Raw genomic sequence first — 21,148 nt, forward strand, 5'->3', positions numbered from 1 at the left:
ATATGGAAGATACGCTTATTTACAATTATCAGAGACCATCGGCTTTGATAAAAAATGAGGCATCTGAAGAACTGTTTCTGTCCAGGTACAGCGAAATTCAGAAGAATACAGATGCTCCCTGCTTTTTCTGGGGAGACGTTTGTCAGCCTTTTATACTGGCCAGATGCCTGATTACGCTTTCCAATATTGTGAAATCAAGCTTTAACCTGTCACCGTTTCAGATGGCATTGCTGAAAGATCCCATCGTAACGGCTGGAAACAGCAGGCTGAGGTTTGAAGGATTCTCACATTGTGCAGGTGTGTATGCAAGGGTAGATGTAATACCCGAAGGCCTGCATGGCGAGTTTATGGAAAACGGAACCACCAATGTGGATTTTAACCAACCTATGATCACGGCACTGGGAAGTATCCGTCCCAATGAAAGGATCATGCTTTCTGTGGGCGAAAAAGAAGTCGGGCTTTATAAAGATGAAAAAAAAGTGGTGGAACGTAAGGTTCCATTGCCTGTAAAATGGATTAAAGGGTTGAGTACCGTTCAGATTTATCTCTCACAATCAGAAAAGCTTCATTCTTTCAATAAAATCCAGACCCAGCAGCTTTTCAGGGGAATTCCGAAAGGAGCTGTAAAATCTGATTATTATTTGATAATCAGGGGGAATAAGCCTATGTTTTCACCCGTAAAATCAGCGGATGCAGTTTGCATCGGAGGCCTTCACCGGCTTCGGCTGCTTGAGCCCCTTCTTCCGTATATTGACCAGATGAATGTTTTTCCGCATTCAGATATGCAGTCTACCACGTGGCAGCTGTATATGGGAAACATAAGGTTCATTTTTTCATTGTCAAGAGATTCCTGGAGAGGGTTTTCCGGAGAAGGAGCGGTCCTGGACAGCCTGATTGATGATATTTCTGATGAATGGATTGACGCGCTGGATAAATATGCGTATGCCAATCAGTTCTTTAATCCGTCAGCGTTTGCTTTGGATGAAAATATCAGTCTTCAGAAAACGGATAACCTTACCGGGAGGCTCGCTGCTATGGGGCTTTTGGGGTATGATCTTGATGAAAACGGATTTTTCTACCGGAGACTGCCTTTTAAACTTGAACGGATTATCGGTTTAAATCCACGGATGAAGAATGCCGAAAAGCTTATTGAAGAAGGAAAAGTTGAAATTTTAAATAAAACAGAAGCCAGAACAGAAGCCAGAGTAGAGGGTACCGGTGTACATCATACGGTGATCATAAGTCCTGATAAGGAACGTTGCACCTGCGAATGGTTCAGTAAATACCAGGGTGAAAGGGGACCATGCAAACATGTTCTCGCCGTAAAGAAATTAATTCTTACCTGAGTCAAAAGGACAGCTTGTAATACCAGGCTGTCCTTTTTATTATTGCTGCTCTATCCATTCTTCATACGTAATCACGCCCAGTTCCGGCCTGCCTTCACCTTCGAGAATAGAAATAAATTCAAGCTGGTTACCGTCCGGATCGTTGAAATAAATGGCCAGTGCAGGCATCCAGGCAAAAACCATAGGCTGGTCCATACCGTCTTTCAGGAAATTGTAAGGCTTCAGGTCTTTATTTTTGAGAAAATCAACGGAATAATTTAAAATATCTTCTGTACTGCTTGAAAACGCAAAATGCCTTGGCTGCAGGTTTTCTTTCTGTTCCCACAATCCAAGCATAAATTCTTTTTCATCCCCGATCCATAAAAATACGATAGGGCGGGTCTCATCCCTGTGAGCCAGTTTCAAACCTAATATTTCAGTATAAAACTTTACAGAATTTTCCAGATCGCTCACCTGAATATGGGTTTCATATAATCCCTTGATCATAACCTCAGTTTTAATGTACACAAAGCTATACCATGCCTGTTTAAAAAGAGAAGATCTTTGATTTCTTTAGTGAAAATGAATGATAGGGAGAGTTTATTGGATTATTAAAAGATTAAAAGATTAAAAGATTAAATGATTAAATGATTAAATGATTAAATGATTAAATCAAGCATCTAAAATTCAATAGGGGTGGGCTTTAGCCCACCTTACAAAAGATAATCCATTCATCGGCTTTAACCAAAACCTATTGGAAATAGTAGCCTTCTTTTTCAATAAAAAATTATTTTTTTAAACAAATATTTTCTACGCAGAAACATTGCGCAATACTGTTTTTACTTTGCATCAGAAATCAGGAGGTATGATAATCCTCTACCACGTTTAACAAAAAACAGTAACTCATGAAATTTAATTTTTTAAAGAAAGAGAAAAATACCGTAATGAACTACGAAGGGGCAAAAGCATTTACCATGTCGCCTGCTGAAGAATTATACAGTGCTGTTGTTACAACAGGATTGTCTGATACTTCCTATGAAAAAGGAAATGACAGATTACAGAGAATTCAGTCTCTGATCAAAAAGAATGACCCTGAATTTGTAGCTAAACTGGCGGTTTATGCCAGAAAAGATATGTACCTCCGTTCAATTCCTTTGGTGTTGACTGCCGAGCTGGCCAAGCAGGCTTCGGGTACTGATCTGGTGAGCAGAACGGTTGATGGTGTTGTTCAGAGAGCGGATGAAATTACCGAGCTTTTGGCCTACTACCAAAGTGCTAACCAAAGAACTGAAACCAAAAAGCTGAACAAACTTTCCAAGCAGATCCAGAAAGGTCTTGCAAAGTCTTTCAATAAATTTGATGAATACCAGTTTGCGAAATACAACAGGAAAGCTGAAGTTACGCTAAAGGATGCTTTATTCCTGGTTCACCCGAAAGCAAAGGATGAAAACCAGCAGGCAGTTTTCAACAAAATTGTGGGAGATGCACTGGAAACTCCTTACACCTGGGAAGTAGAGCTTTCAGTTTTAGGGCAGACAAAATTTGCAACTGATGCGGAAAAAAAACTGGCTTTTAAAAACAAATGGGAAGAATTGATCCTGAGTAATAAGCTGGGATATATGGCGACTTTGAGAAACCTCAGAAATATTCTGGAAGCAGGTGTCTCTTCAGATGCTATCTATAAAGTATGCAGCTATTTGTCCAGTGAAAAAGCAGTACTGAACTCAAAGCAGCTTCCGTTCAGGTTTTTAGCAGCATACAGGGAATTGGCTGCAATGAACTCTCCTTATTTGTCCTCAGTTTTGGAAGCGCTGGAAGACGCAGTAACTGTGAGTGCAAAAAACATCAAAGGTTTTGGCTTTGAGACCTCAGTAGTTATTGCGGCAGACGTTTCAGGTTCGATGCAGAAGGCGGTTTCTCCAAAAAGCAAGATTTTGCTGTATGATATCGGTTTGTTGATGTCGATGATCCTTCAGTCACAATGTAAAAATGTGATTACGGGTATGTTCGGTGATAGCTGGAAGAGGGTTCCTATGCCTAAAAACGGAATTTTGAGAAACGTTAACGAGTTTTACAAGCGTGAAGGTGAAGTAGGATATTCCACCAACGGCTATCTGGTCATTGAAGATCTGATCAGTAAAAGAGAGAAAACGGATAAAATCATGATCTTTACCGATACTCAGCTGTGGAACAGCAACGGAACCAGAAATACGATTGAAGATTCCTGGAAGCGCTATAAAAGTATCGCTCGGGAGGCTAAATTATATATTTTCGATCTGGCGGGTTATGGAAGGCAGCCTTTAGATATCAGACAAAATGATGTATATCTTATTGCAGGCTGGTCAGACAAAGTTTTTGATGTATTGAATGCTTTGGAAAACAAAAAATCTGCCGTTCAGATGATTAAAAAAGTAGTGCTGTAAAAGGCACTGCTTTTTAATCATAATTGATAATTGATAATTGATGAGTGATGAATGATGATTGCTTTTAAATAAAAATAAAAATAAAAATAAAAATCAGCTGCGTAAAAAGAATGCGCACTGTACAAATAACTTTGCATTGTTATTCATCCGGTGCCGTAAGGAAAGAACTTCTTCGACTTCCAATTGAAACTAAGTCTTTCTGCCATATCGCCCGGTAATACAAACCAATGCCGTACATGAAGAGTTTCATCGTCAAACTTTTAATTTGAATACACTCAAAACTCTTATGGCCAGTTGCTTGGTTTTTAATTGTAATTATGGAGAATATCTTTTACAAAATCGATAAAGATCTGGAAGAAGGTCGAAAGAAAAAAGCATGCGACAGGCTTAGAAACGCAATTAATCAGATGCCGGATGATCTTTCACTAAGAGAAAAGCTAGGACAGATCTATTACGATGCAGGATTTCTTGATGAAGCTGGTAAGTTCTGGATTCTATCAGAGCCTAAAGATAAAGAAATGGAAAGGGCCGTGGAAATTTATAAAAGCTGTTTAAGTTATTCCGGAAATGCTATTTTAAAAGATATTGTTTTCAGAGGTAATAAGAATATTCTTAGCGATTATGCATGCAAGGTTTTAAAAGAACTCGAAGCTGATAGTCTGAAAAAAACAAATCATATCCCTCAGTATAAAGAAAAGTATAAAAAGGGCTTAGCAGAAGCAAAAAATAAAGAAAGTTACCTTAGCAAGTTAATTATTCTTTTGGTGATGGGAACCATTATTTTAATACCTGTTTTAGGATTGATTAAGCTTTATGAACTTTTGACTTTATTATTTAGATAAAATTTAAAAAAAATAACCATGAAAATTTATAAACCATGTCTTAAAGGAACACTGTATTGAGGTTAATTCTCAATACATGAAAAAATTTAAAAAATTTAAAAAATCTTTTGGAATCAACGCCTACGGGTGTATTGATTTTCCAGAGAAAATTTCCGGAACACAGATCTCAAGACTGTTATACGGAAATGAAATGGGGTGTTCATATTGCTTTCCGCATGGTTTTGAAACGGTGAATTCTCATCACAAAAATTACCAGCGAAACTGGAAGAAATATAGAAAAACCCAATATAAAATATAAGGCAGGTGCCGTAAAGCAGAAGTGCTTCGTTGGGGGCAACAATGCAGGTTCGAATCCTGCTCTGGAAACAGATGGCGTAACGGTATCGCTCTGTCATAAGTTTCTGTTTGGCTGAATGCCCTGCTTAAAAAATAATCAAGTGTCGTTTCAGGATCATACTTCGGGATTTAGAAACATTAGGTCGCAGGTTCGATTCCTGCCTTTCCCTCGTAAAGGAGAGGTAGCTCAGAAGGTAGAGCAAATGCACGGAAGATCCTTTCATTATTACCTTGATTTAAAAATAGAAAAAATAAAAAGTGAAGTGTCGTTTTAAGATCATACTTCGATGGTTAAACGTTCAGGTCGCAGGTTCGATCCCTGCCTTCCCTGTTGTAAACGGGATTGTAGCTCAGCAGGCAGAGCAAAACGCAGAAAAAAAGATCTTTACCTCGCTACCTTCACTTTCAATAAAGAGTGCCGTAAGGGAAAGCTTACTTCGGTTACAATTGGTTCGACTCCAGAATAAGCCCTATGGTTTATACAGCAGTTTTCCCGCCTTTCGCCTCTTTTAATTTAAAAACATAATCAGATAAGTGTCGTAGAGAAGGGTTCCTTCGTATTAACGGTCCTAAGGTAGCGTAATTCGGGCGACTGAACCAGCGAAGCCGGATTGAAACCCGGCCGGGCAAAAGTTTTCCAGTGGAAACGTAAGTCTCAAGCAGATGTAGAATTGCCGGTTCACTGCCCTTAAGGGGTAAGAACGACGCTCTCAGAAAGAGCAGACTCTTTTTCGCCTGTTTCCTTATCTGTAAAAAATAAACAAGTGCCGTAGAATAGTGTTACTTCGCTCATTACGACGGGGTCACGGGTTCGAGTCCCGTCTCTTCCACAAAAACACAGTCTGACATAGGAAGAGTAGCTCAGTTGGTTAGAGCACGCTTACACACTTTCGATTATTGCCTTGTTTTACTATATGAAAATAAAAGTGTCGTAAAGGAAAAATACATCGTACCAAATCTGGGGAGGAATAGCGAAGCCGGTCACTCCGGCAAGGTTATCCGGTTCGACTCCGGCTGAACGACAGCCCCTTTTTCCTTGTCCCATTACCTTTTAAAAAATGCCGGTGAATTATTCATCGGCATTGATTATTTCTTTTATTTCTTCTTCGAAAGTTTTTTTCCAGTTCATGATCGTTGTTCTGCTGATCTTGTATTTCCTGGACATATAGCTTGTCGAAAAGCCATGCTTACTCTGATACTGCAAAAGCTTGAACATTGTTTTCTTGTCATAGGTTTTCAGCTTCTGATTGTTAAGCTGGCTTTCCTTCGATTGTTCAAATATTTTTTCGTTAAAATTCAGAATATCCTCAGTGGTGTTCAGCTTTCCAAGAAGTTCTTTTATTTTGGGGTCCTTCAGCTTTTCCGGATGCTCCAGCCTCAGCATGTCATAGTAGATCTTTTTGTAATTCGGGCGCATAATGGTTGGGGTTATCCGTTAGTATTGTCATTGTTTTTCTGAAGCCAGCGGTGAAGTGTACTTTTGGGAATAGAGTATTCCCTGATCACTTCGGCGTAGGTCATCTCTCCGGATAAGATCCTTTTCATAATAAAATCTTTGATTTCCTGGGTGTAAATATTTTTTCTGAAATACGGAATCTTATCAGATTTCTTCTGGTTTTTGGTGGCAGCAGATGGCGGTGCATACAGGATAAGATGAGAGCTGTAAAGCCTGAAAAAATCATATTCCAGTAATTTGCTCCATCTCAGCAGAAGCTCAGCATCTATGGATTTACTTTGATATACATTTTCAATAAATGCTTCATCTTTATTGAGAAAATTGCAGATCCTCTCCATGGATATCTCATTTTCATCTACCATCTGCTTGATAAAACTTCCTATATGAATTTCCTTATATAACATGTATAGAGTACTATTTTTATTAATTTATAGACTAAAGAAAATAGATCATATATCACATTCATGCTGTGAATGAATAAATTGTCCAAAAATAAAAATCATGCTGAGAAAAAAATCTCAGCAGCAGCAAAAAGGGAAGATGAGGCTCAGTGCTGTAACGGGTATTCGCATGGCCGGCAGGCTGTCTCAGGATCTGCCGATAATTTGGTTTTCAGGTTATTTTGTCTTAAGAATTTTTTATACTTCCCATTTCCATCCGCGGAATTCTTATGTAATAGATACCATTTTCATGCAGCTTTATTCGTAATATTTTAAACTATTGTCCTTAGTGTAAACAAATCATTTTTATGTGAATCTTTAAAAATGTTCAAATAATCCGTTTGTTCGCTTCAAATTTAAATAAAAAATAGAAGCTAATTCTTAAAAATGAATAAAAAAACGCTATAAAAATAAAATTTAATTAAAATTAACATATTAAACCCTCTTATATGTGAATTATTTTAAGTTAATATAATTTTAATTAAAAATATAATGGTGAGGTTCCGGAAAACGGATTTAAAAAAAAGAGACTGCCCGATAAAGCGATCCTTCTTAAATTATTTGGGCATCACCCGGTACGTGGGATCTTCCTCGATATTTACTTCTATAAAACCACTGGCATTGTCCAGAAGTTTGATGCAGTCCGGGCTCAGATGTTTGAGCACCACCTGCTTTTCCTGCGTCTTATATTTTTCAATGATTTTTTTTAACGCTTCAATGGCTGACATATCTACGATGCGGGATTCCTTAAAATCTATAATTATATGCTGCGGATCATTGGCAATATCAAATTTATCTGCAAATGCTGTGGTACTGCCGAAGAAAAGAGGCCCGTAAATTTCATATACTTTATTGCCCATCTCATCAGTAGATTTTCTGGCCCTGATCCTCTTCGCACTATCCCAGGAAAATACCAGCGCTGAAATAACAACCCCGATTAAAACCGCCAAAGCAAGATTGTGAAGTACTACTGTAATAATGGCAACAAGCACGCCTACAAATATATCGGATTTGGGCATTTTGGTAATAATACGAAATGATGCCCACTCAAAAGTAGTAATGGCAACCATCATCATGACCCCCACCAGAGCAGCCATAGGAATCTGTTCAATAACAGAACCTCCGGCAAGGATGATGAGAAGGATGGTCAGGGCACCTATAACAGCGGAAATTCTGGTTTTTGCGCCAGCACCGATGTTGACAAGAGTCTGCGCTACCATAGCACAACCGCCCATTCCGCCAAAAAATCCGTTGGTGATATTCGCAACACCCTGCGCTACTGCTTCCTGATTGGATTTTCCTTTTGTTCCGGTAATTTCATCTACCATATTCAGGGTCAATAATGATTCTATCAGCCCCACGCCGGCCATCACCAGGGAATACGGGAAAATAATTTTTAAGGTTTCTATGCTGAAAGGAATTTCAGGGAGATGGAAAGAAGGCAGAGAACCGCTTACTGAAGCAATATCTAAGACTTTTTTTGTGTCAATATTAAAAAAATAAACCAGGGCAGAAACAATAATGATGGCCACCAAGGAAGAAGGAACTGCTTTGGTTATTTTACGGAAACTTAAGACAATTATGATCGTAAGAGCCGTTAAACCCGCCATGATCATCAGAGCCGAACCGTTCATCCATGTGCTGATCCCGTCTTTTACAGTTTTAAACTGGGCAACCTGGGCCATGAAAATAATAACGGCAAGACCATTCAGGAAACCATACATAACGGGCTGGGGAATAAGCCGGACAAATTTTCCAAGCTTAAAAGTTCCTACCAATATCTGAATAATTCCCGCCAGTATCACCGCTCCGAAAAGATACTGAACCCCATGGGATGAAGCCAGTGCAATCAGAACAACAACCGTTGCTCCCGCACCACCGGAAACCATTCCCGGCCTTCCGCCGAAAACAGCAGTGACAATTCCCATTAAAAATGCGGCATATAAACCGGTAAGTGGAGACAGCCCGGCAAGAATAGCAAATGATAACGATTCCGGGATCATGGTCATGGCAACCGTCAGGCCGGCCAGGATTTCATTTTTGAGATTTACATTACGCAATTGAAAACCGGATAATATGTTTTCCATAAACTTTTGAGAGTATTATAAAACACCTTTTCATATCAATGAATTATATAAGGTGTGATGATTAAAATTAAATGATATATAAAGAAGGAGGTCCGGAAAGAAATTCCGGATACTGAAAAATAAGTATTCCTGCCACTTAAGGCGGTGTGATTTGCGAAGATGTAACTGCGAATCGTTTCATAGACCGCAAAGGTAAAAAAATAAAATGAAAATCTTTTTTGCAGTTTGGAAAGTAGGTGGGAGGAAATAGGGAATAGGGAATAGGGAATAGGCCACTAAAAGAAATCTGCATGATCTATAAAATCTGCATGAACAAAAAACTCACAATTACTCTTTCACAATTGAAAATATTTTCACCGTTAAGATCTCATTAAGCAATTAAGAATATTAAGCAGACCGTGCTGGATAAAAAATATTTAATTAAGGATAGCTTCTTTCATATTCTTAATGTTTCGAAAAATAAATCAGTAAAAAAGTATAACCATAAAAGATATTTAGTTAACTGAATTTAAACAAATCATTAAGCCAGGCTTTAAACAATAGAAAATTCAGTAAAAATTCATAAAAATTTCTTAAAACAGGGAAGTACGTAATGCATTTATAAGAAAAATTTTATCTTTGGGAAGAATACCTAATTTAAACACTTGTTGATGATTAAATAATTTTAAATCTTTTTCAAGAGCTAAATAAAACTTTTAACTTAAAACTATTGAAAACGGAGATCGACATTCACAACCACTGTCATTTTTCTTTTGACTTGTGGCTCACCCTAATCAAATCTCATCCTGAATTTAAAATAAAAAGAGTTGAGCTGTTCTCCTCATTTTTTAATGTGGATAAGCCTATTGATGAGGTTGCGAAAACCGTAAAGTATTACGATGATCTTTGCAATACAATCAATGAAGTGACAGGAGGGAATATTGATACCTTTGAGATCTATTTAATGATTCTGGGGTCATTGGATGCAGATATAAAACAGATTGGTAAGGAAACGCTGGAAGAATTTTATTTAAAAAGTGAAGAACTGTTTCTGGAATACAAACCTGTTATTATTTTCGAAAACATAAAGGAATTTTTCGATCAGATTAAAAATCAGGGAAAGACAGTCAATATCCTCAGCAATACAGGATTTATCAAAGGAAAAACCATGCGTAAATTTCTGATTCAGGAAGAACTGGATCAGTATATAGATTTCCATATTTATTCCGATGAAATTAATATTTCCAAACCGAATCCCCTTATTTTCCAGGAAGTAAAAAATAACCTCAAAGATCAGGAGCTTCCCATGCACCGCGTCCTGCATATAGGAGACAACGCGCTGGCAGATTATAAGGGAGCCATGGATTTCGGTTTCAGTGCCCACCTTCTAAAACACTAAATACATATGAACAAAAGATACAGCTTACACCACATTCATTCGGCGGATGAATTCACTTTCTCGCCTGCGGAATACAGCTATTTCAAGTATGGCGCCAAGTCGTATGCTGAAAAATTTGCTAAAGAACTATTCGACGGATTTATAGCAGGACATGCAGAGCTTTTCAACACAGAAAAAGAAATTGTGGTCCTTCCAAGTCCTTATATGGCTATACCTACAGCCTCTAATTTTTTATGTTTCTTCTTTAAAAAACATCTGGATATGTATCTTTTCCAGAAAGGAAAGAAATCCAGTATTTTATCGAAGATCAACCGGAACCATACGTATATCACAGATTACGGCAACCTTAATTTCGAGGACCGTAAAAATCTGATCGCTAATGATACTTATTACATCGATAAGGACTTTTTACGCGGAAAACTTTGTATTTTTATAGACGATATCAAAATTACAGGAAGCCACGAGTTTACGGTGAACAGGATTTTGAATGAGTATAATGTGGAAGCCGATTTCATGTTCCTCTATTATGCGGAACTGATGAATTTGGATCTTGATCCCAAGATTGAAAACTTTTTCAATTACTATGCGGTGAAAAATATAAAACACATCGCAGAAGTAATGGTGAAGCCGGATTTTGAATTTAATACACGAATTGTAAAATATATTTTAGGCCTCGATTCAGGTAATTTTGATTATCTTACGTCTAAAGTAAAAAAGGAGCAGATGGATCTGCTTCTAGAGCTGGCGATCAGCAATAATTATCATTTAATAAAAGAATACGAAAATAACATCAATACTTTAACACAAACGGAACTATATTATGGCTATTAACTTACAAAAAGGACAAAGAGAAAACATTAACGCACCTAAATTCACAGTAGGTTTAGGATGGGATATCAATAATACTTCAACAGGAACTGCATTTGACCTGGATGCTTCTTTATTTTTACTGGGTGAGGACAAAAAACTGGTTTCGGACAATCACTTTATTTTCTATAATAATTTAGAGTCTCCGGATAAATCTGTAATCCACACAGGGGATAACCTTACAGGAGAAGGTTCGGGAGATGATGAGCAGATTAAAATTGATCTTACCAAAATTGATTCTGCCATTCAGGAAATTACAGTAGTAGTAACCATCCACGATGCAGATGCAAGAAAGCAGAACTTCGGGCAGGTAAGAAATTCTTTTATCAGAATTTTCAATTCGGATACGAATGAAGAGATCCTGAAATATGAATTGGATGAAGATTTCTCTATTGAAACGGCTGTGGAATTCGGAAGAATCTACAACAGAAACGGAGAATGGAAATTTGAAGCAGTTGGGGCAGGACAAAGGGACGGCCTTGACAAATTTGTATCAATTTATCAAAAGTAATTATGGACAATCAGGAAAATCAGCCTATAGATCCAATGGGATCAATTGAGCCTCTTAAAACATTTGAACCAACGCCGATGGCTCCACCGAGCCAGCCTGTACAGAATGCAGCACCGCCGGTTCTTGTAGATAAAGAGGGGAATGTAAATCTGGCTCACTTACAGACAGAAGAGAGACAGAAATATGAGCTTCTGGCCAATTCTATTGATGAGACCAATCCCGGTTCCATCGTGAATTATGGGGCGGAGCTTCAGAAAACTTTATCCAACCAGAGTGACAGCTTTTTGGGAAATGTAAGAAGATCAAACTCAGGAGAAGTAGGTGTATTGATTAACGACCTGTTGGTAGAATTGAACTATGTGGATGTTGATGAGCTTCAGCAGAATAAAGTGAAAAGCTTCCTGAGCAAAATCCCGTTCATGAAAAAGGTGATGACCCAGGTGGAAAACCTTTTCGCCAAATATGATAAGATCATCAACAATATTGAACAGATTGCCCATAAAGTGAACGCAGGAATCATTACCTCTACCAAAGATAATGCAGTTCTTCAGACCATCTTTGAAAGCAATGTAAATTCCATCAAGGCTATTGAAGAACTGGTGATTGCAGGAAATGTAAGAATGGAAAAAGCTGCCGGAGAACTGGCCGTAATGGAAGCCGCTCCGCAGAACTACCAGGATTATCAGATTGCAGATAAAAGAGATTTCATTGCGAGACTGGACAGAAGAATGGCCGATCTTAAAGTGGTGCGTATCATCATGATGCAGTCGCTTCCGCAGATCAGACTCGTACAGAATAATAACGTTTCTATTGCTGAAAAGGCGCAGACCATCCTTACCACTACACTTCCGGTTTGGAAAAACCAGCTTTCGCTGGCGGTGGCGATGTTCAGACAGCAGCAGAATATTGAGATCCAGCAGAAAGTGTCTTCCACTACAGAAGCCATTCTGAAGAAAAATGCTGAACGCCTTGGTCAGAATTCTGTGAATGTGGCAAGAGCAAACGAGCAGACGATTGTATCCGTAGAAACATTGAGAGAAACCACTTCAATGCTGATCAATACCCTAAACGAAGTGAAGCAGATCCAGAAGCAGGGAGCAGAAGGCAGAAGAAAACTGGATCAGGATCTTCAGACATTGGAACACGAATTAAAAGCAAACGTAAGAGGTTAAATAACAGGTTACCAAGGTGGGTGATGATGCAGCAACCATAATGTCCCAGAGTAAAAGAAGATTAACAAAGCTTAAACTTCTGGCTAATTTTTTTGAACATATTGATATCATATCTATTTACATCAAAACAGATATTATTCATAATCTATTTCAGGAAAATACCGCTCTGGACTACAGCAAGCTGGAACTTTTTCATCTTCAGTATACCGACAGTCTCATAGAACTCCTGACGAAAATAAAACGCCAGAAAGAAAATGATATGCTGACTGTTATTAACGAAATTGACGTCAATACCAAGTATATTGAAAGCTTTGAGGAAAGACGCGTAGACAGTTTTCAGACCGATCGGAAGATGTACAGCGGTATATTCTCCCAGCATCTGAAAATGCTCTACAAAGATCTTACTGAAGATATCTTTACAGCAGACTGGAATAATGTCCTGTATTTTCATAAAAAATACGGTCAGGAATTCTACAGAACCGGAACCGATGAGGAACAGCTGAAAGCCAAGCCTTTTCCGGCCTATCAGTATAAAGATTATACCATAGAAAGGAAATTGCTGGGAAGGCTGAATATTCAGGCGTTCAAAGTGCGTTTTGTCTGCGGTTATCTGCTTGGGACGATAGAGTATGAGCTCTTTAAGATCTTCCAGACCGATGATTATTTTATTTTCGGGGTGGATGATAAAAAACTTTATTTATTTGACGGCGATCTGGAAAAGCTTGATATTTCAGAGAACCAGTCGAATCAGAGTTCAATCATCAATCAGCTTAAAACCAAAAATGAGCTGCTTGAAAACTCCATCAACGAAAGAAAACGAACCATTCCGGCTGAAGTGGAAAACGTACTGAAAGATTATCTTAAAAACCTCGAAAGCATTGATATTATGAGCAAAATATTCGCATTTGATGAGGAAACGAACATCCTGCGGGCAATGCTGAATTTGAATTTGAATAATAATTAAAGCGAAAAGGCTGAAAGGCAAAATCGCAAAAAGGCAAAGGTTAAAAAGCGAATTTGCCCTTTAGCAATTTAGCCTTTTCGCAAAAAAAACAACAATACTAAACATAAAAAGATGGCTATTAACTTACAAAAAGGTCAGAGAATTAACCTGAAAAAGGAAAACGGTGCCGAACTTACCCAAGCCTGTGTAGGAATCAACTGGGGAGCAATAGAAAAAAAAGGAATTTTCGGAACTAAAAAAGAAGCAGTGGACTTAGACGGAAGCTGTATTTTATATGATTCAAATAAGAACGTTACAGAAGTAGTGTATTTCGGAAACCTGAAATCAAGAAACGGTTCTGTAAAACATAGCGGGGACGATCTTACCGGAGACGTCAACGGTGATGATGGTCTGGATAATGAGGTGATCACAGTAGATTTCAGTCAGCTGGAACCTAATGTAGAGCACGTTGCTTTGGTACTGAACAGCTACCAGGGACAGGATTTCGGAACCATTCCTTTCGCTTCCATCCGTATCTATGAAGGAACGCCTACCAATGTAAGAGAGGTGTTTGCTAAATACGATATTGCGAATGATGCTTCATTCAAAGGGCATGTAGCGATGGTAATGGGAGTCTTCTACAAGAGAAACGGAGAATGGAAATTCAACGCAATCGGAGATCCTACATCAGACCGCAAGCTGGAACAGACCATCCAGACGGTGCAGGCCAATTATTTATAAGCAAAAGATCATCAACAGAAATGAACTTTGGCCCGTTCAGAAAAAAAGAATATTTTTATGAATTGAGCTGAACATTTATTTAACGTTGATATCAAAAAAATAAAAACATTAAAAATTAGCAATATTTGTACACGCTGTACATCTATTGCTTTTATCATATAATAATAAACTGAAGTGGAACATCAAAGTATTTTAGAATTGCACCCGGGCTTGGTGTGGGGATTTGCGGTAACGGTGGTTATCATGCTGCTCCTGGATTTAGGAGTATTCAACAAAAAAAGCCATGAAGTAACCTCCAAAGAAGCTACCATCTGGTCTATCGTATGGATTTCATTGTCCATGATATTCTCAGGAGTGGTGTATTGGGTTTTCAATCAAGCGGACGGCCATGAATTGGCGGTAGAGAAATTTACCCAGTATCAGGCGGCCTACTGGATTGAAAAGGCCCTTTCTGTGGATAACTTATTCGTATTCATCCTGGTTTTCGGGTTCTTCAAGGTTCCGAAATACCTTCATCACAAAGTCCTTTTCTGGGGAATCATCGGAGCACTGATCTTCAGGGCGATATTTATCTTTGCGGGAGTTGGTCTAATTAACCTGACCTATCTTCCTGAAATGAATATTTTCGGACATCCGGTACAGATTAACGTGGTAATGACCTTATTCGGATTGTTCCTTGTGTATGCCGGGATCAAATCATGGGGCGACGGAGGTGACGATGATGATGAGGATTACAGCAATACAGCAGGAGCAAGACTCATCAAAAGCTTCTGGAAAGTTTCCGATAATTACGATGGAGATAAATTCTTCACCATTCAGAACGGAATCAAGATGGCAACACCGCTTTTAGTGGTGGTTGGGGTAATTGAATTTACCGACGTTCTTTTTGCGGTAGACTCTATTCCGGCGATCTTTGCAATCTCCAATGACCCGTTCATCCTTTATACGTCTAATATTTTTGCAATCCTGGGGTTAAGATCCCTGTATTTCCTGTTGGCGAATTTCATCCATATGTTCAGCAAGCTTCCTTACGGACTGGCGATTATCCTTTCCTTTATTGGGGTAAAAATGCTGATTGCACCATGGATTCACATTCCGTCTCCAATTTCATTGGGAATCGTGGGAGGAGTACTGGTGATCTCCGTATTGGTTTCCATTATCTTCCCTGAAAAAGAAGAAAAGGAAAAAGAGAAATTAGAAGAATAATAAAATTCTCTGTTAAAATATAACTCCTGGAACTCAGTTTCAGGAGTTTTTTTATGAGATTATGTGAAGAGGTTTGGTATTTCGCCGATCAGTGTTCTTTTGTCCTAGATCTATTTTTTTGATAAAAATATACAGACCAGTCTGTCTGTTTTGATGAATTTGTTGTACATTTGTACAACAAAATTGAATTGTATGTCATCTCCGAGAGAAAGAATTCTGGAAATAACCTTTGACCTGTTTGGCAGGCAAGGCTACAATTCCACTGGAATTAATCAGATTATTTCCGAAGCAAAAGTAGCCAAAGCAAGCTTTTACCAGCATTTTAAGTCCAAAGAAGACCTTTGCGTAGAATTTCTCAGGGTAAGACATGAATACTGGTTCGGTGAACTGAATCATTTTTGTACCGAAGAAGATAATCCGAAGCAACGCATAATCAGATCCTTTGATTTTCTTATGTACATGAATGAGAAAGAGGATTTCAGAGGCTGCAGTTTTCTTAATATCTTATCAGAAATTCCGATGGATAATATGAAGATTTTGCAGGTAATTCAGCAGCATAAATCAGACCTGAGAAGTTATTTTTCAAACCTGGTGAAAGATGAAGCACTTTCCGATCATATCTATCTGCTTTTTGAAAGCAGTATTATTGAAAGCCAGCTTTTTAGATCCAATGAATTAATAGAGCGTTCAAAAAAAATCGTTAACCAATTAATCCCTTAAAAAATGGAACAGAAACACCCGCTGCCGCCTTTCACCCTTGAAACAGCAAAAGAGAAAATACAGATGGCAGAAGATGCCTGGAACAGCCAGGATCCGGAAAAAGTATCAAAAGCATATACCACCGACAGCGAATGGAGAAACAGGGATACTTTTATTAGCGGAAGAGAGGAAATTGTAAGCTTCCTGCAGAAAAAGTGGGAAAAAGAGCTGAACTACCGCCTTAAAAAAGAATATTGGGCTCATACCGGTAACCGGATTGCTGTCCGTTTCGAATATGAATACCAGACCAGGGAAGGAAACTGGTTCCGAGCCTACGGAAACGAAAACTGGGAGTTTGATGACAACGGCCTGATGATGAAAAGATACGCCAGCATCAACGATGTGGCCATACAGGAAGAAGAAAGGAAATTCAGATAAAAATTCCCAATCATATCATACAAGGCGAGCCGGACTACGGCCCGTCTTGTATGATATCTGTGCTGATCAAAGCTATCCATGCAACAACTCATATCTCATAATTAATAACTCATAATTCAAAACTTTTCCCATGCAACAGCTTATTAATCTTTCTCCTCGTCTGCACAGAAACCTTATAGGCTTCATCACGCAGTTTCTGTATTTTCCCCACCGGCTGGAAAAAAATCTTGCTTTCAAATGGGTTGAATGACAGCAGCTCATTCGTACAACTGTCAGGGTCAAGCAACGCACCCTTATTGATTTTAAGTTTTCCGATGTGGATGCAAGGTGAATTTTTCCATTCCACATTCAGCTTATTAATGGGTTGGTCTTTCAGGTCATAGCAAAGCTGGATCATCACATCTGCACTGTAGTCGTGTTCCTGGAAATAGTTTTTCAAAGCGGTTCTTATCTTTAGTTTCCGGCCGAATTTTTTATGGACAGAATCAGGGACCAGCTTTATTTTGATCATATAATCTCCCAAACGGTAAGCGCCTACAGAATGATAATCGAAAGAAAGGATAAAATCATTTCTTTTGCCGATGAGCCTGAAGATGTTTCTGATAAAAGACAGGGTACACATGTTGGGAATCACCTTAACAGCCTGTGCAGCCAGTGAAAAAAAGCTGCTCCATTTTTTAATATAAAACCGATTCACCGCAGTAAACAGTTTCAGAAAATGAGAAACGGAATTCATTGGAAACAATGGAAAATTGACCAGAGGAAAATTGGCGATGAGTCCGCCGTTTTCATCCTTTATTTTTACAGCAAAACCATATGCAGGAACGTCCTTTCCGTTGTTCTTGATTTTAAGATTCGCATTTGAAAGTCTTATTGTAAGGTCAAATTGCTCCCCGTCAAAATAGGGTAGAAGTTCCTCCGGAATATTCTTGTCAATGAAGAATGTGCCTGCAGCAGCAGCGTACGTTTTGGCATGGGCATTTCTCGTGGCATAATTGACGTCACTTATACATGATGACTGCTCAACGAAATCGGCAATGGTCTTTTTATTGATTTCAAGAAGTTTTTTTTCCTCTTCATTAAGCTCATCAAGTTTCTTATTATATTTTAGTGGTTCTGGCATTTAGTTTTTAAAATCCAATTATAACGCCAAGTTTCTGAATCCGTGTTAACATAATATTAAAATTGTTTGAATTTTGAGCGATATTTTTTTTAGTAACAGTTGCTGGCTGCTTGGTTACCTGTTTTTTAGGTCCGAAAACAGAAAGAAAATAGATTGTTTTTAAATCGGTTTTTTTCTTCATTGAAACCAATAACCAGCAACTTGCAACCCGAACTCTCCAACTACTATTTCCTCATTCCCAAACTTTAAACTCTGAACCTTAAACCTTGAACGCTAAACTTTCAACCAATAAAAACCCCTATCTTTGTAAAAAATATCAACAATGGGAGTAGCAGATATGTTATTTAAAAAGAAAAAAGAACAGGCAGAAAAAAACCTGAACGACGGTAAAGAGTACATGGAAGAATATGGCAAGAGAGAAAGCGTTGTACAGTTGCCAAGCGGACTGCAGTATGAAATCATTACAGAAGGCGACGGAGCAAAACCGGGACCTAAATCTACTGTAAAATGTCACTACCACGGAACCACCATTTCGGGTAAAGTTTTCGACAGCTCTGTAAAAAGAGGAACACCGGCGTCTTTTCCTTTGAACAAAGTCATTAAGGGATGGACAGAAGCCCTTCAGCTGATGCCTGTGGGCAGCAAATGGAGACTGATCATTCCACCACATCTTGCGTATGGAGATCAGCAGATCAGCAAGGAAATAGGACCGAACTCTACCCTTGTTTTCGAGGTGGAACTTCTGGATATAAAATAATCCAGGCTTAAAAATAGCTTAAAAATTTACCCGCATCCGGGTAAATTTTTTTATTTGTACTATATTCGTATGGATTAATTACAAAAAACAAAGAGTGTTGGAATTTTTGTAAATATTTGGGATGCCTGAAAAACAGTATAAAAATATGCAGTTTTAAATTTTATCGGAGATAAAATCCTTGCGCCTTAAAAAAGTACACAATTAATTTTCTTGCGTCTTTGCGATTAACCAACAAATAAAAACTGAATGAAGAAAATCTTTTATTTTTTGGCGGTATTAGTTCTGTTCACTTCGTGTGTTTCCAAGAAGAACCAGGCCATTAAGCAGAATATCCTGACTTTAAAGGACAGTTACTGTAAAGCACCTTTTAAATATAATTACAGCAGCAGAATTCCTTCCTATAATTCGGATTCTATTCTAGCTGCAAATAAAGTGCTGCAAGGCATGTTTTCCGATCAGAGTATTTTGATTTTAAATGCTTTGGACAATCTGGATGAGGTTCATCAGATTATGGACCTGAAAAAGGATTCTTCCCTTGCTTCTCAGGTGAAAGTTTTACAGCTTAAAATTAAAATCAACAGCAAAATTACCATTGCCCTTACAGAGCTGGATGCTGTAGCTGCAGAATTCGACTGTGAAGGCGAAAGGGTAGCCCAGATCGGGAATTATGTGGATAACCTGAATGATTCCAGGAATAATAAACTGATTTTGCTCTCCATTGTAACGGGAGCCGCGGCTTCGGTTGCCGGAGGAATTGTAAAAGATAACAGCTGGAGCAACGCGATTGATATCGGTGGTGGGGTTCTGGGGGCCGGGTTTGGCCTTGCCACACTCAATCCGAAAGGGAAGAAAGTAGAATTTATCCATCAGAGAAACCTTTTAAGGGATATATGGAGGGAAAAACTGGAATCCCCGAATTTTCCGCCATTCATCTGGTATATGTATACGGAGAAAAAATTTTCCAATAAGGAACAGCATTCAATTATCGGAAGCATGAAAGAACGCTGGCTGCATTATCAATTTGACGATAACAAGACGGAAGCCGATCAGTCTGTGATCTTCAGCGACGGAGGTTTTTACCGGGCAGATGATCTTCACAACCGGGCAGCCATGCTCAACCAGATGCAGTCGGCGACAAGAACCATTAACCAGAATATCAATTATTTATTGCTGGATCTGGATAAATTAATCCTTTAAGAAAAAATTAACTGTAATAAAATTTGTTACAATTAAAATTTTGTATATCTTTGCAATGTAATCAGAATGAATAATACAAGATTTGCTACGGCAATACATATCATGACCTTACTGGCTAAAAGCCCTCAGGAGTGGCTCACTTCCGAGTGGATGGCCGGTAGTATCAACATCAATCCGGTGATGGTGAGAAAGGAATTGAGTGTATTGAGAGAAGCAGGACTTATTATCAGCAGACAGGGGAAAGAAGGGGGAAGCCAGCTTGCCAGAAGTGCGGATGAGATCACTATCTCAGAAATTTATAAGGCGGTAAAAAATACAGAAGTTTTAGGAAAAAAGAATAATAACCCGAATCCTGCCTGCAGTGTGGGAAAAGAAATCAATGACCATTTAAATCATTTATTTGAAGAAACAGATCAACTGGTTAGCCGTTTTTTAGGTGACAAGTCATTACAGGAGTTCTGCGATCAGTTTGAATAAAATTTTTTATCCATAAATGTAACAAAAATTATTACAATTTAATTTTAAAATAAAATCATATGAAAAAAGTAGCAGTAATCGGGGCAACCGGTTTTGTAGGAACAAAAATCGTTAATGAACTGGCAGAAAGAGGATATGCAGTGGAAGCTTTGGTAAGAGATGCTTCCAAAGTGGAATCTAAGGAAAATGTGACGGCAAAAAGTGTAGATGTAAACAATACGGATGACCTGGCAGAAGCCTTAAAAGGAAGTGATGCCGTGATCAGTGCTTTCAATGCTGGATGGACTAATCCTAATCTTTATCATGACTTTTTAAACGGTTCCGTTAATATTGAAAAAGCAGTGGAACAGGCCGGTGTAAAAAGATTGATCGTAGTTGGGGGAGCAGGAAGCCTGTACACTCCGGACAATGTACAGATCGTAGATACCCCGGATTTTCCTGAAGCTTACAAACCGGGAGCCACTGCAGCAAGGGATTATTTAAACAAAATCAGAGAAAACAAAACGTTGGACTGGACATTCTTCAGCCCTGCCATTGAGATGAACCAGGCCAATCAAGGAGAAAGAACAGGAGTATACAGAACTTCCCTGGAAACTCCGGTTTTTGATGAAAACGGAAGAAGCCGTCTTTCCGTAGAAGATGTAGCCGTAGTTTTGGTCGATGAGCTGGAACAGAACAACCACATCCGTGAACGTTTCACAGCAGCTTATTAATCCAAAAAAAAGCAACA

The 21,148-nt window shown here is 38.6% G+C and carries 23 protein-coding genes; 18 read left to right on the forward strand and 5 right to left on the reverse strand.

Annotated elements, in window-relative coordinates:
- Window positions 1-2: 2 nt before the first annotated feature.
- Window positions 3-1,346: an SWIM zinc finger family protein gene (locus B7E04_RS07575; RefSeq protein WP_080778109.1), complete on the forward strand. Its 1,344-nt coding sequence runs from the start codon at window positions 3-5 to the stop codon at window positions 1,344-1,346.
- 39 nt (window positions 1,347-1,385) lie between these two features.
- Here B7E04_RS07575 and B7E04_RS07580 read toward each other — a convergent pair whose 3' ends face one another.
- Window positions 1,386-1,832 (reverse strand): VOC family protein, encoded by a 447-nt coding sequence (locus B7E04_RS07580; RefSeq protein ID WP_080778110.1) that lies wholly within the window; start codon window positions 1,830-1,832, stop codon window positions 1,386-1,388.
- A 398-nt stretch (window positions 1,833-2,230) separates the two neighbouring features.
- Here B7E04_RS07580 and B7E04_RS07585 point away from each other — a divergent pair, with 398 nt between their 5' ends.
- From B7E04_RS07585 to B7E04_RS07595, 3 genes are all read left to right on the forward strand, one after another.
- A complete protein-coding gene (locus B7E04_RS07585; protein ID WP_080778111.1) occupies window positions 2,231-3,748 on the forward strand; it encodes a TROVE domain-containing protein in 1,518 nt (505 codons plus the stop codon).
- Between the two features lie 317 nt (window positions 3,749-4,065).
- Window positions 4,066-4,590: a DUF6584 family protein gene (locus B7E04_RS07590; protein ID WP_080778112.1), complete on the forward strand. Its 525-nt coding sequence runs from the start codon at window positions 4,066-4,068 to the stop codon at window positions 4,588-4,590.
- A 76-nt stretch (window positions 4,591-4,666) separates the two neighbouring features.
- Window positions 4,667-4,888 carry a phosphate ABC transporter substrate-binding protein gene (locus B7E04_RS07595; protein WP_080778113.1) on the forward strand — a complete coding sequence of 74 codons (222 nt, stop codon included), beginning with the start codon at window positions 4,667-4,669 and terminating at the stop codon, window positions 4,886-4,888.
- 1,107 nt (window positions 4,889-5,995) lie between these two features.
- On the opposite strand, the gene B7E04_RS07600 is transcribed toward B7E04_RS07595, so the two are convergent.
- Window positions 5,996-6,343, reverse strand: coding sequence for a hypothetical protein (locus B7E04_RS07600; protein WP_080778114.1), 348 nt, complete (start codon window positions 6,341-6,343; stop codon window positions 5,996-5,998).
- An 11-nt stretch (window positions 6,344-6,354) separates the two neighbouring features.
- A complete protein-coding gene (locus B7E04_RS07605) occupies window positions 6,355-6,786 on the reverse strand; it encodes a transposase (protein WP_080778115.1) in 432 nt (143 codons plus the stop codon).
- A 97-nt stretch (window positions 6,787-6,883) separates the two neighbouring features.
- On the opposite strand from B7E04_RS07605, the gene B7E04_RS07610 reads away from it, so the two are divergent.
- Window positions 6,884-7,090 carry a hypothetical protein gene (locus B7E04_RS07610; protein ID WP_080778116.1) on the forward strand — a complete coding sequence of 69 codons (207 nt, stop codon included), beginning with the start codon at window positions 6,884-6,886 and terminating at the stop codon, window positions 7,088-7,090.
- Window positions 7,091-7,379: 289 nt separating this feature from the next.
- Here the strand turns inward: B7E04_RS07610 and B7E04_RS07615 are convergent, their stop codons facing one another.
- Entirely contained in the window at window positions 7,380-8,909 is a 1,530-nt protein-coding gene (locus B7E04_RS07615) for a SulP family inorganic anion transporter (protein ID WP_080778117.1), read from the reverse strand.
- Between the two features lie 709 nt (window positions 8,910-9,618).
- Here B7E04_RS07615 and B7E04_RS07620 point away from each other — a divergent pair.
- The 9 genes from B7E04_RS07620 (at window position 9,619) to B7E04_RS07660 (ending at window position 16,864) form a co-directional block, all read left to right on the forward strand.
- Window positions 9,619-10,287 carry an HAD family hydrolase gene (locus B7E04_RS07620; RefSeq protein ID WP_080778118.1) on the forward strand — a complete coding sequence of 223 codons (669 nt, stop codon included), beginning with the start codon at window positions 9,619-9,621 and terminating at the stop codon, window positions 10,285-10,287.
- Window positions 10,288-10,293: 6 nt separating this feature from the next.
- The gene (locus tag B7E04_RS07625; protein WP_080778119.1) at window positions 10,294-11,118 is read left to right on the forward strand and encodes a phosphoribosyltransferase family protein; all 825 of its coding nucleotides are present in this window, start codon (window positions 10,294-10,296) and stop codon (window positions 11,116-11,118) included.
- Entirely contained in the window at window positions 11,108-11,665 is a 558-nt protein-coding gene (locus B7E04_RS07630; RefSeq protein ID WP_062652912.1) for a TerD family protein, read from the forward strand. Before B7E04_RS07625 ends, B7E04_RS07630 begins: the two co-directional genes overlap by 11 nt.
- Window positions 11,666-11,667: 2 nt before the next feature.
- A complete protein-coding gene (locus B7E04_RS07635) occupies window positions 11,668-12,837 on the forward strand; it encodes a toxic anion resistance protein (protein WP_185117071.1) in 1,170 nt (389 codons plus the stop codon).
- A gap of 40 nt (window positions 12,838-12,877) precedes the next feature.
- The gene (locus B7E04_RS07640) at window positions 12,878-13,801 is read left to right on the forward strand and encodes a hypothetical protein (protein ID WP_139785362.1); all 924 of its coding nucleotides are present in this window, start codon (window positions 12,878-12,880) and stop codon (window positions 13,799-13,801) included.
- 111 nt (window positions 13,802-13,912) lie between these two features.
- Window positions 13,913-14,521 (forward strand): TerD family protein, encoded by a 609-nt coding sequence (locus tag B7E04_RS07645; RefSeq protein ID WP_080778121.1) that lies wholly within the window; start codon window positions 13,913-13,915, stop codon window positions 14,519-14,521.
- A 174-nt stretch (window positions 14,522-14,695) separates the two neighbouring features.
- A complete protein-coding gene (locus B7E04_RS07650) occupies window positions 14,696-15,727 on the forward strand; it encodes a TerC/Alx family metal homeostasis membrane protein (protein WP_062652909.1) in 1,032 nt (343 codons plus the stop codon).
- Window positions 15,728-15,919: 192 nt separating this feature from the next.
- Window positions 15,920-16,447 carry a TetR/AcrR family transcriptional regulator gene (locus tag B7E04_RS07655; protein WP_080778122.1) on the forward strand — a complete coding sequence of 176 codons (528 nt, stop codon included), beginning with the start codon at window positions 15,920-15,922 and terminating at the stop codon, window positions 16,445-16,447.
- A 3-nt stretch (window positions 16,448-16,450) separates the two neighbouring features.
- Complete coding sequence (locus tag B7E04_RS07660) at window positions 16,451-16,864, forward strand: nuclear transport factor 2 family protein (RefSeq protein WP_080778123.1); 414 nt, start codon at window positions 16,451-16,453, stop codon at window positions 16,862-16,864.
- A 109-nt stretch (window positions 16,865-16,973) separates the two neighbouring features.
- On the opposite strand, the gene B7E04_RS07665 is transcribed toward B7E04_RS07660, so the two are convergent.
- Window positions 16,974-17,987, reverse strand: a complete 1,014-nt coding sequence (locus B7E04_RS07665) for a catalase family protein (protein WP_080778124.1) — start codon at window positions 17,985-17,987, stop codon at window positions 16,974-16,976.
- Window positions 17,988-18,309: 322 nt separating this feature from the next.
- Between B7E04_RS07665 and B7E04_RS07670 the strand changes: the two genes are divergently transcribed.
- The 4 genes from B7E04_RS07670 (at window position 18,310) to B7E04_RS07685 (ending at window position 21,131) form a co-directional block, all read left to right on the forward strand.
- Window positions 18,310-18,744, forward strand: a complete 435-nt coding sequence (locus B7E04_RS07670) for an FKBP-type peptidyl-prolyl cis-trans isomerase (RefSeq protein WP_062652905.1) — start codon at window positions 18,310-18,312, stop codon at window positions 18,742-18,744.
- Between the two features lie 246 nt (window positions 18,745-18,990).
- A complete protein-coding gene (locus B7E04_RS07675) occupies window positions 18,991-19,941 on the forward strand; it encodes a hypothetical protein (protein ID WP_080778125.1) in 951 nt (316 codons plus the stop codon).
- A gap of 66 nt (window positions 19,942-20,007) precedes the next feature.
- The gene (locus B7E04_RS07680; RefSeq protein WP_080778126.1) at window positions 20,008-20,418 is read left to right on the forward strand and encodes an Rrf2 family transcriptional regulator; all 411 of its coding nucleotides are present in this window, start codon (window positions 20,008-20,010) and stop codon (window positions 20,416-20,418) included.
- A gap of 59 nt (window positions 20,419-20,477) precedes the next feature.
- On the forward strand, window positions 20,478-21,131 hold the full coding sequence (locus tag B7E04_RS07685) for an NAD(P)-dependent oxidoreductase (protein WP_080778127.1): 654 nt from the start codon (window positions 20,478-20,480) through the stop codon (window positions 21,129-21,131).
- The last annotated feature ends 17 nt before the right edge of the window (window positions 21,132-21,148 follow it).

Origin of the sequence: Chryseobacterium phocaeense (assembly GCF_900169075.1) — a bacterium.
Taxonomy (GTDB): Bacteria; Bacteroidota; Bacteroidia; order Flavobacteriales; family Weeksellaceae; genus Chryseobacterium; species Chryseobacterium phocaeense.

Coding starts and splice junctions, on each gene's coding strand:
- B7E04_RS07575 (WP_080778109.1), top strand. CDS start 3: ATGGAAGATACGCTTATTTACAATTATCAGAGACCATCGGCTTTGATA.
- B7E04_RS07615 (WP_080778117.1), bottom strand. CDS start 8,909: ATGGAAAACATATTATCCGGTTTTCAATTGCGTAATGTAAATCTCAAA.
- B7E04_RS07610 (WP_080778116.1), top strand. CDS start 6,884: ATGCTGAGAAAAAAATCTCAGCAGCAGCAAAAAGGGAAGATGAGGCTC.
- B7E04_RS07665 (WP_080778124.1), bottom strand. CDS start 17,987: ATGCCAGAACCACTAAAATATAATAAGAAACTTGATGAGCTTAATGAA.
- B7E04_RS07605 (WP_080778115.1), bottom strand. CDS start 6,786: ATGTTATATAAGGAAATTCATATAGGAAGTTTTATCAAGCAGATGGTA.
- B7E04_RS07680 (WP_080778126.1), top strand. CDS start 20,008: ATGAATAATACAAGATTTGCTACGGCAATACATATCATGACCTTACTG.
- B7E04_RS07660 (WP_080778123.1), top strand. CDS start 16,451: ATGGAACAGAAACACCCGCTGCCGCCTTTCACCCTTGAAACAGCAAAA.
- B7E04_RS07655 (WP_080778122.1), top strand. CDS start 15,920: ATGTCATCTCCGAGAGAAAGAATTCTGGAAATAACCTTTGACCTGTTT.
- B7E04_RS07595 (WP_080778113.1), top strand. CDS start 4,667: ATGAAAAAATTTAAAAAATTTAAAAAATCTTTTGGAATCAACGCCTAC.
- B7E04_RS07590 (WP_080778112.1), top strand. CDS start 4,066: ATGGAGAATATCTTTTACAAAATCGATAAAGATCTGGAAGAAGGTCGA.
- B7E04_RS07640 (WP_139785362.1), top strand. CDS start 12,878: ATGTCCCAGAGTAAAAGAAGATTAACAAAGCTTAAACTTCTGGCTAAT.
- B7E04_RS07685 (WP_080778127.1), top strand. CDS start 20,478: ATGAAAAAAGTAGCAGTAATCGGGGCAACCGGTTTTGTAGGAACAAAA.
- B7E04_RS07630 (WP_062652912.1), top strand. CDS start 11,108: ATGGCTATTAACTTACAAAAAGGACAAAGAGAAAACATTAACGCACCT.
- B7E04_RS07635 (WP_185117071.1), top strand. CDS start 11,668: ATGGACAATCAGGAAAATCAGCCTATAGATCCAATGGGATCAATTGAG.
- B7E04_RS07675 (WP_080778125.1), top strand. CDS start 18,991: ATGAAGAAAATCTTTTATTTTTTGGCGGTATTAGTTCTGTTCACTTCG.
- B7E04_RS07585 (WP_080778111.1), top strand. CDS start 2,231: ATGAAATTTAATTTTTTAAAGAAAGAGAAAAATACCGTAATGAACTAC.
- B7E04_RS07625 (WP_080778119.1), top strand. CDS start 10,294: ATGAACAAAAGATACAGCTTACACCACATTCATTCGGCGGATGAATTC.
- B7E04_RS07645 (WP_080778121.1), top strand. CDS start 13,913: ATGGCTATTAACTTACAAAAAGGTCAGAGAATTAACCTGAAAAAGGAA.
- B7E04_RS07580 (WP_080778110.1), bottom strand. CDS start 1,832: ATGATCAAGGGATTATATGAAACCCATATTCAGGTGAGCGATCTGGAA.
- B7E04_RS07600 (WP_080778114.1), bottom strand. CDS start 6,343: ATGCGCCCGAATTACAAAAAGATCTACTATGACATGCTGAGGCTGGAG.
- B7E04_RS07670 (WP_062652905.1), top strand. CDS start 18,310: ATGGGAGTAGCAGATATGTTATTTAAAAAGAAAAAAGAACAGGCAGAA.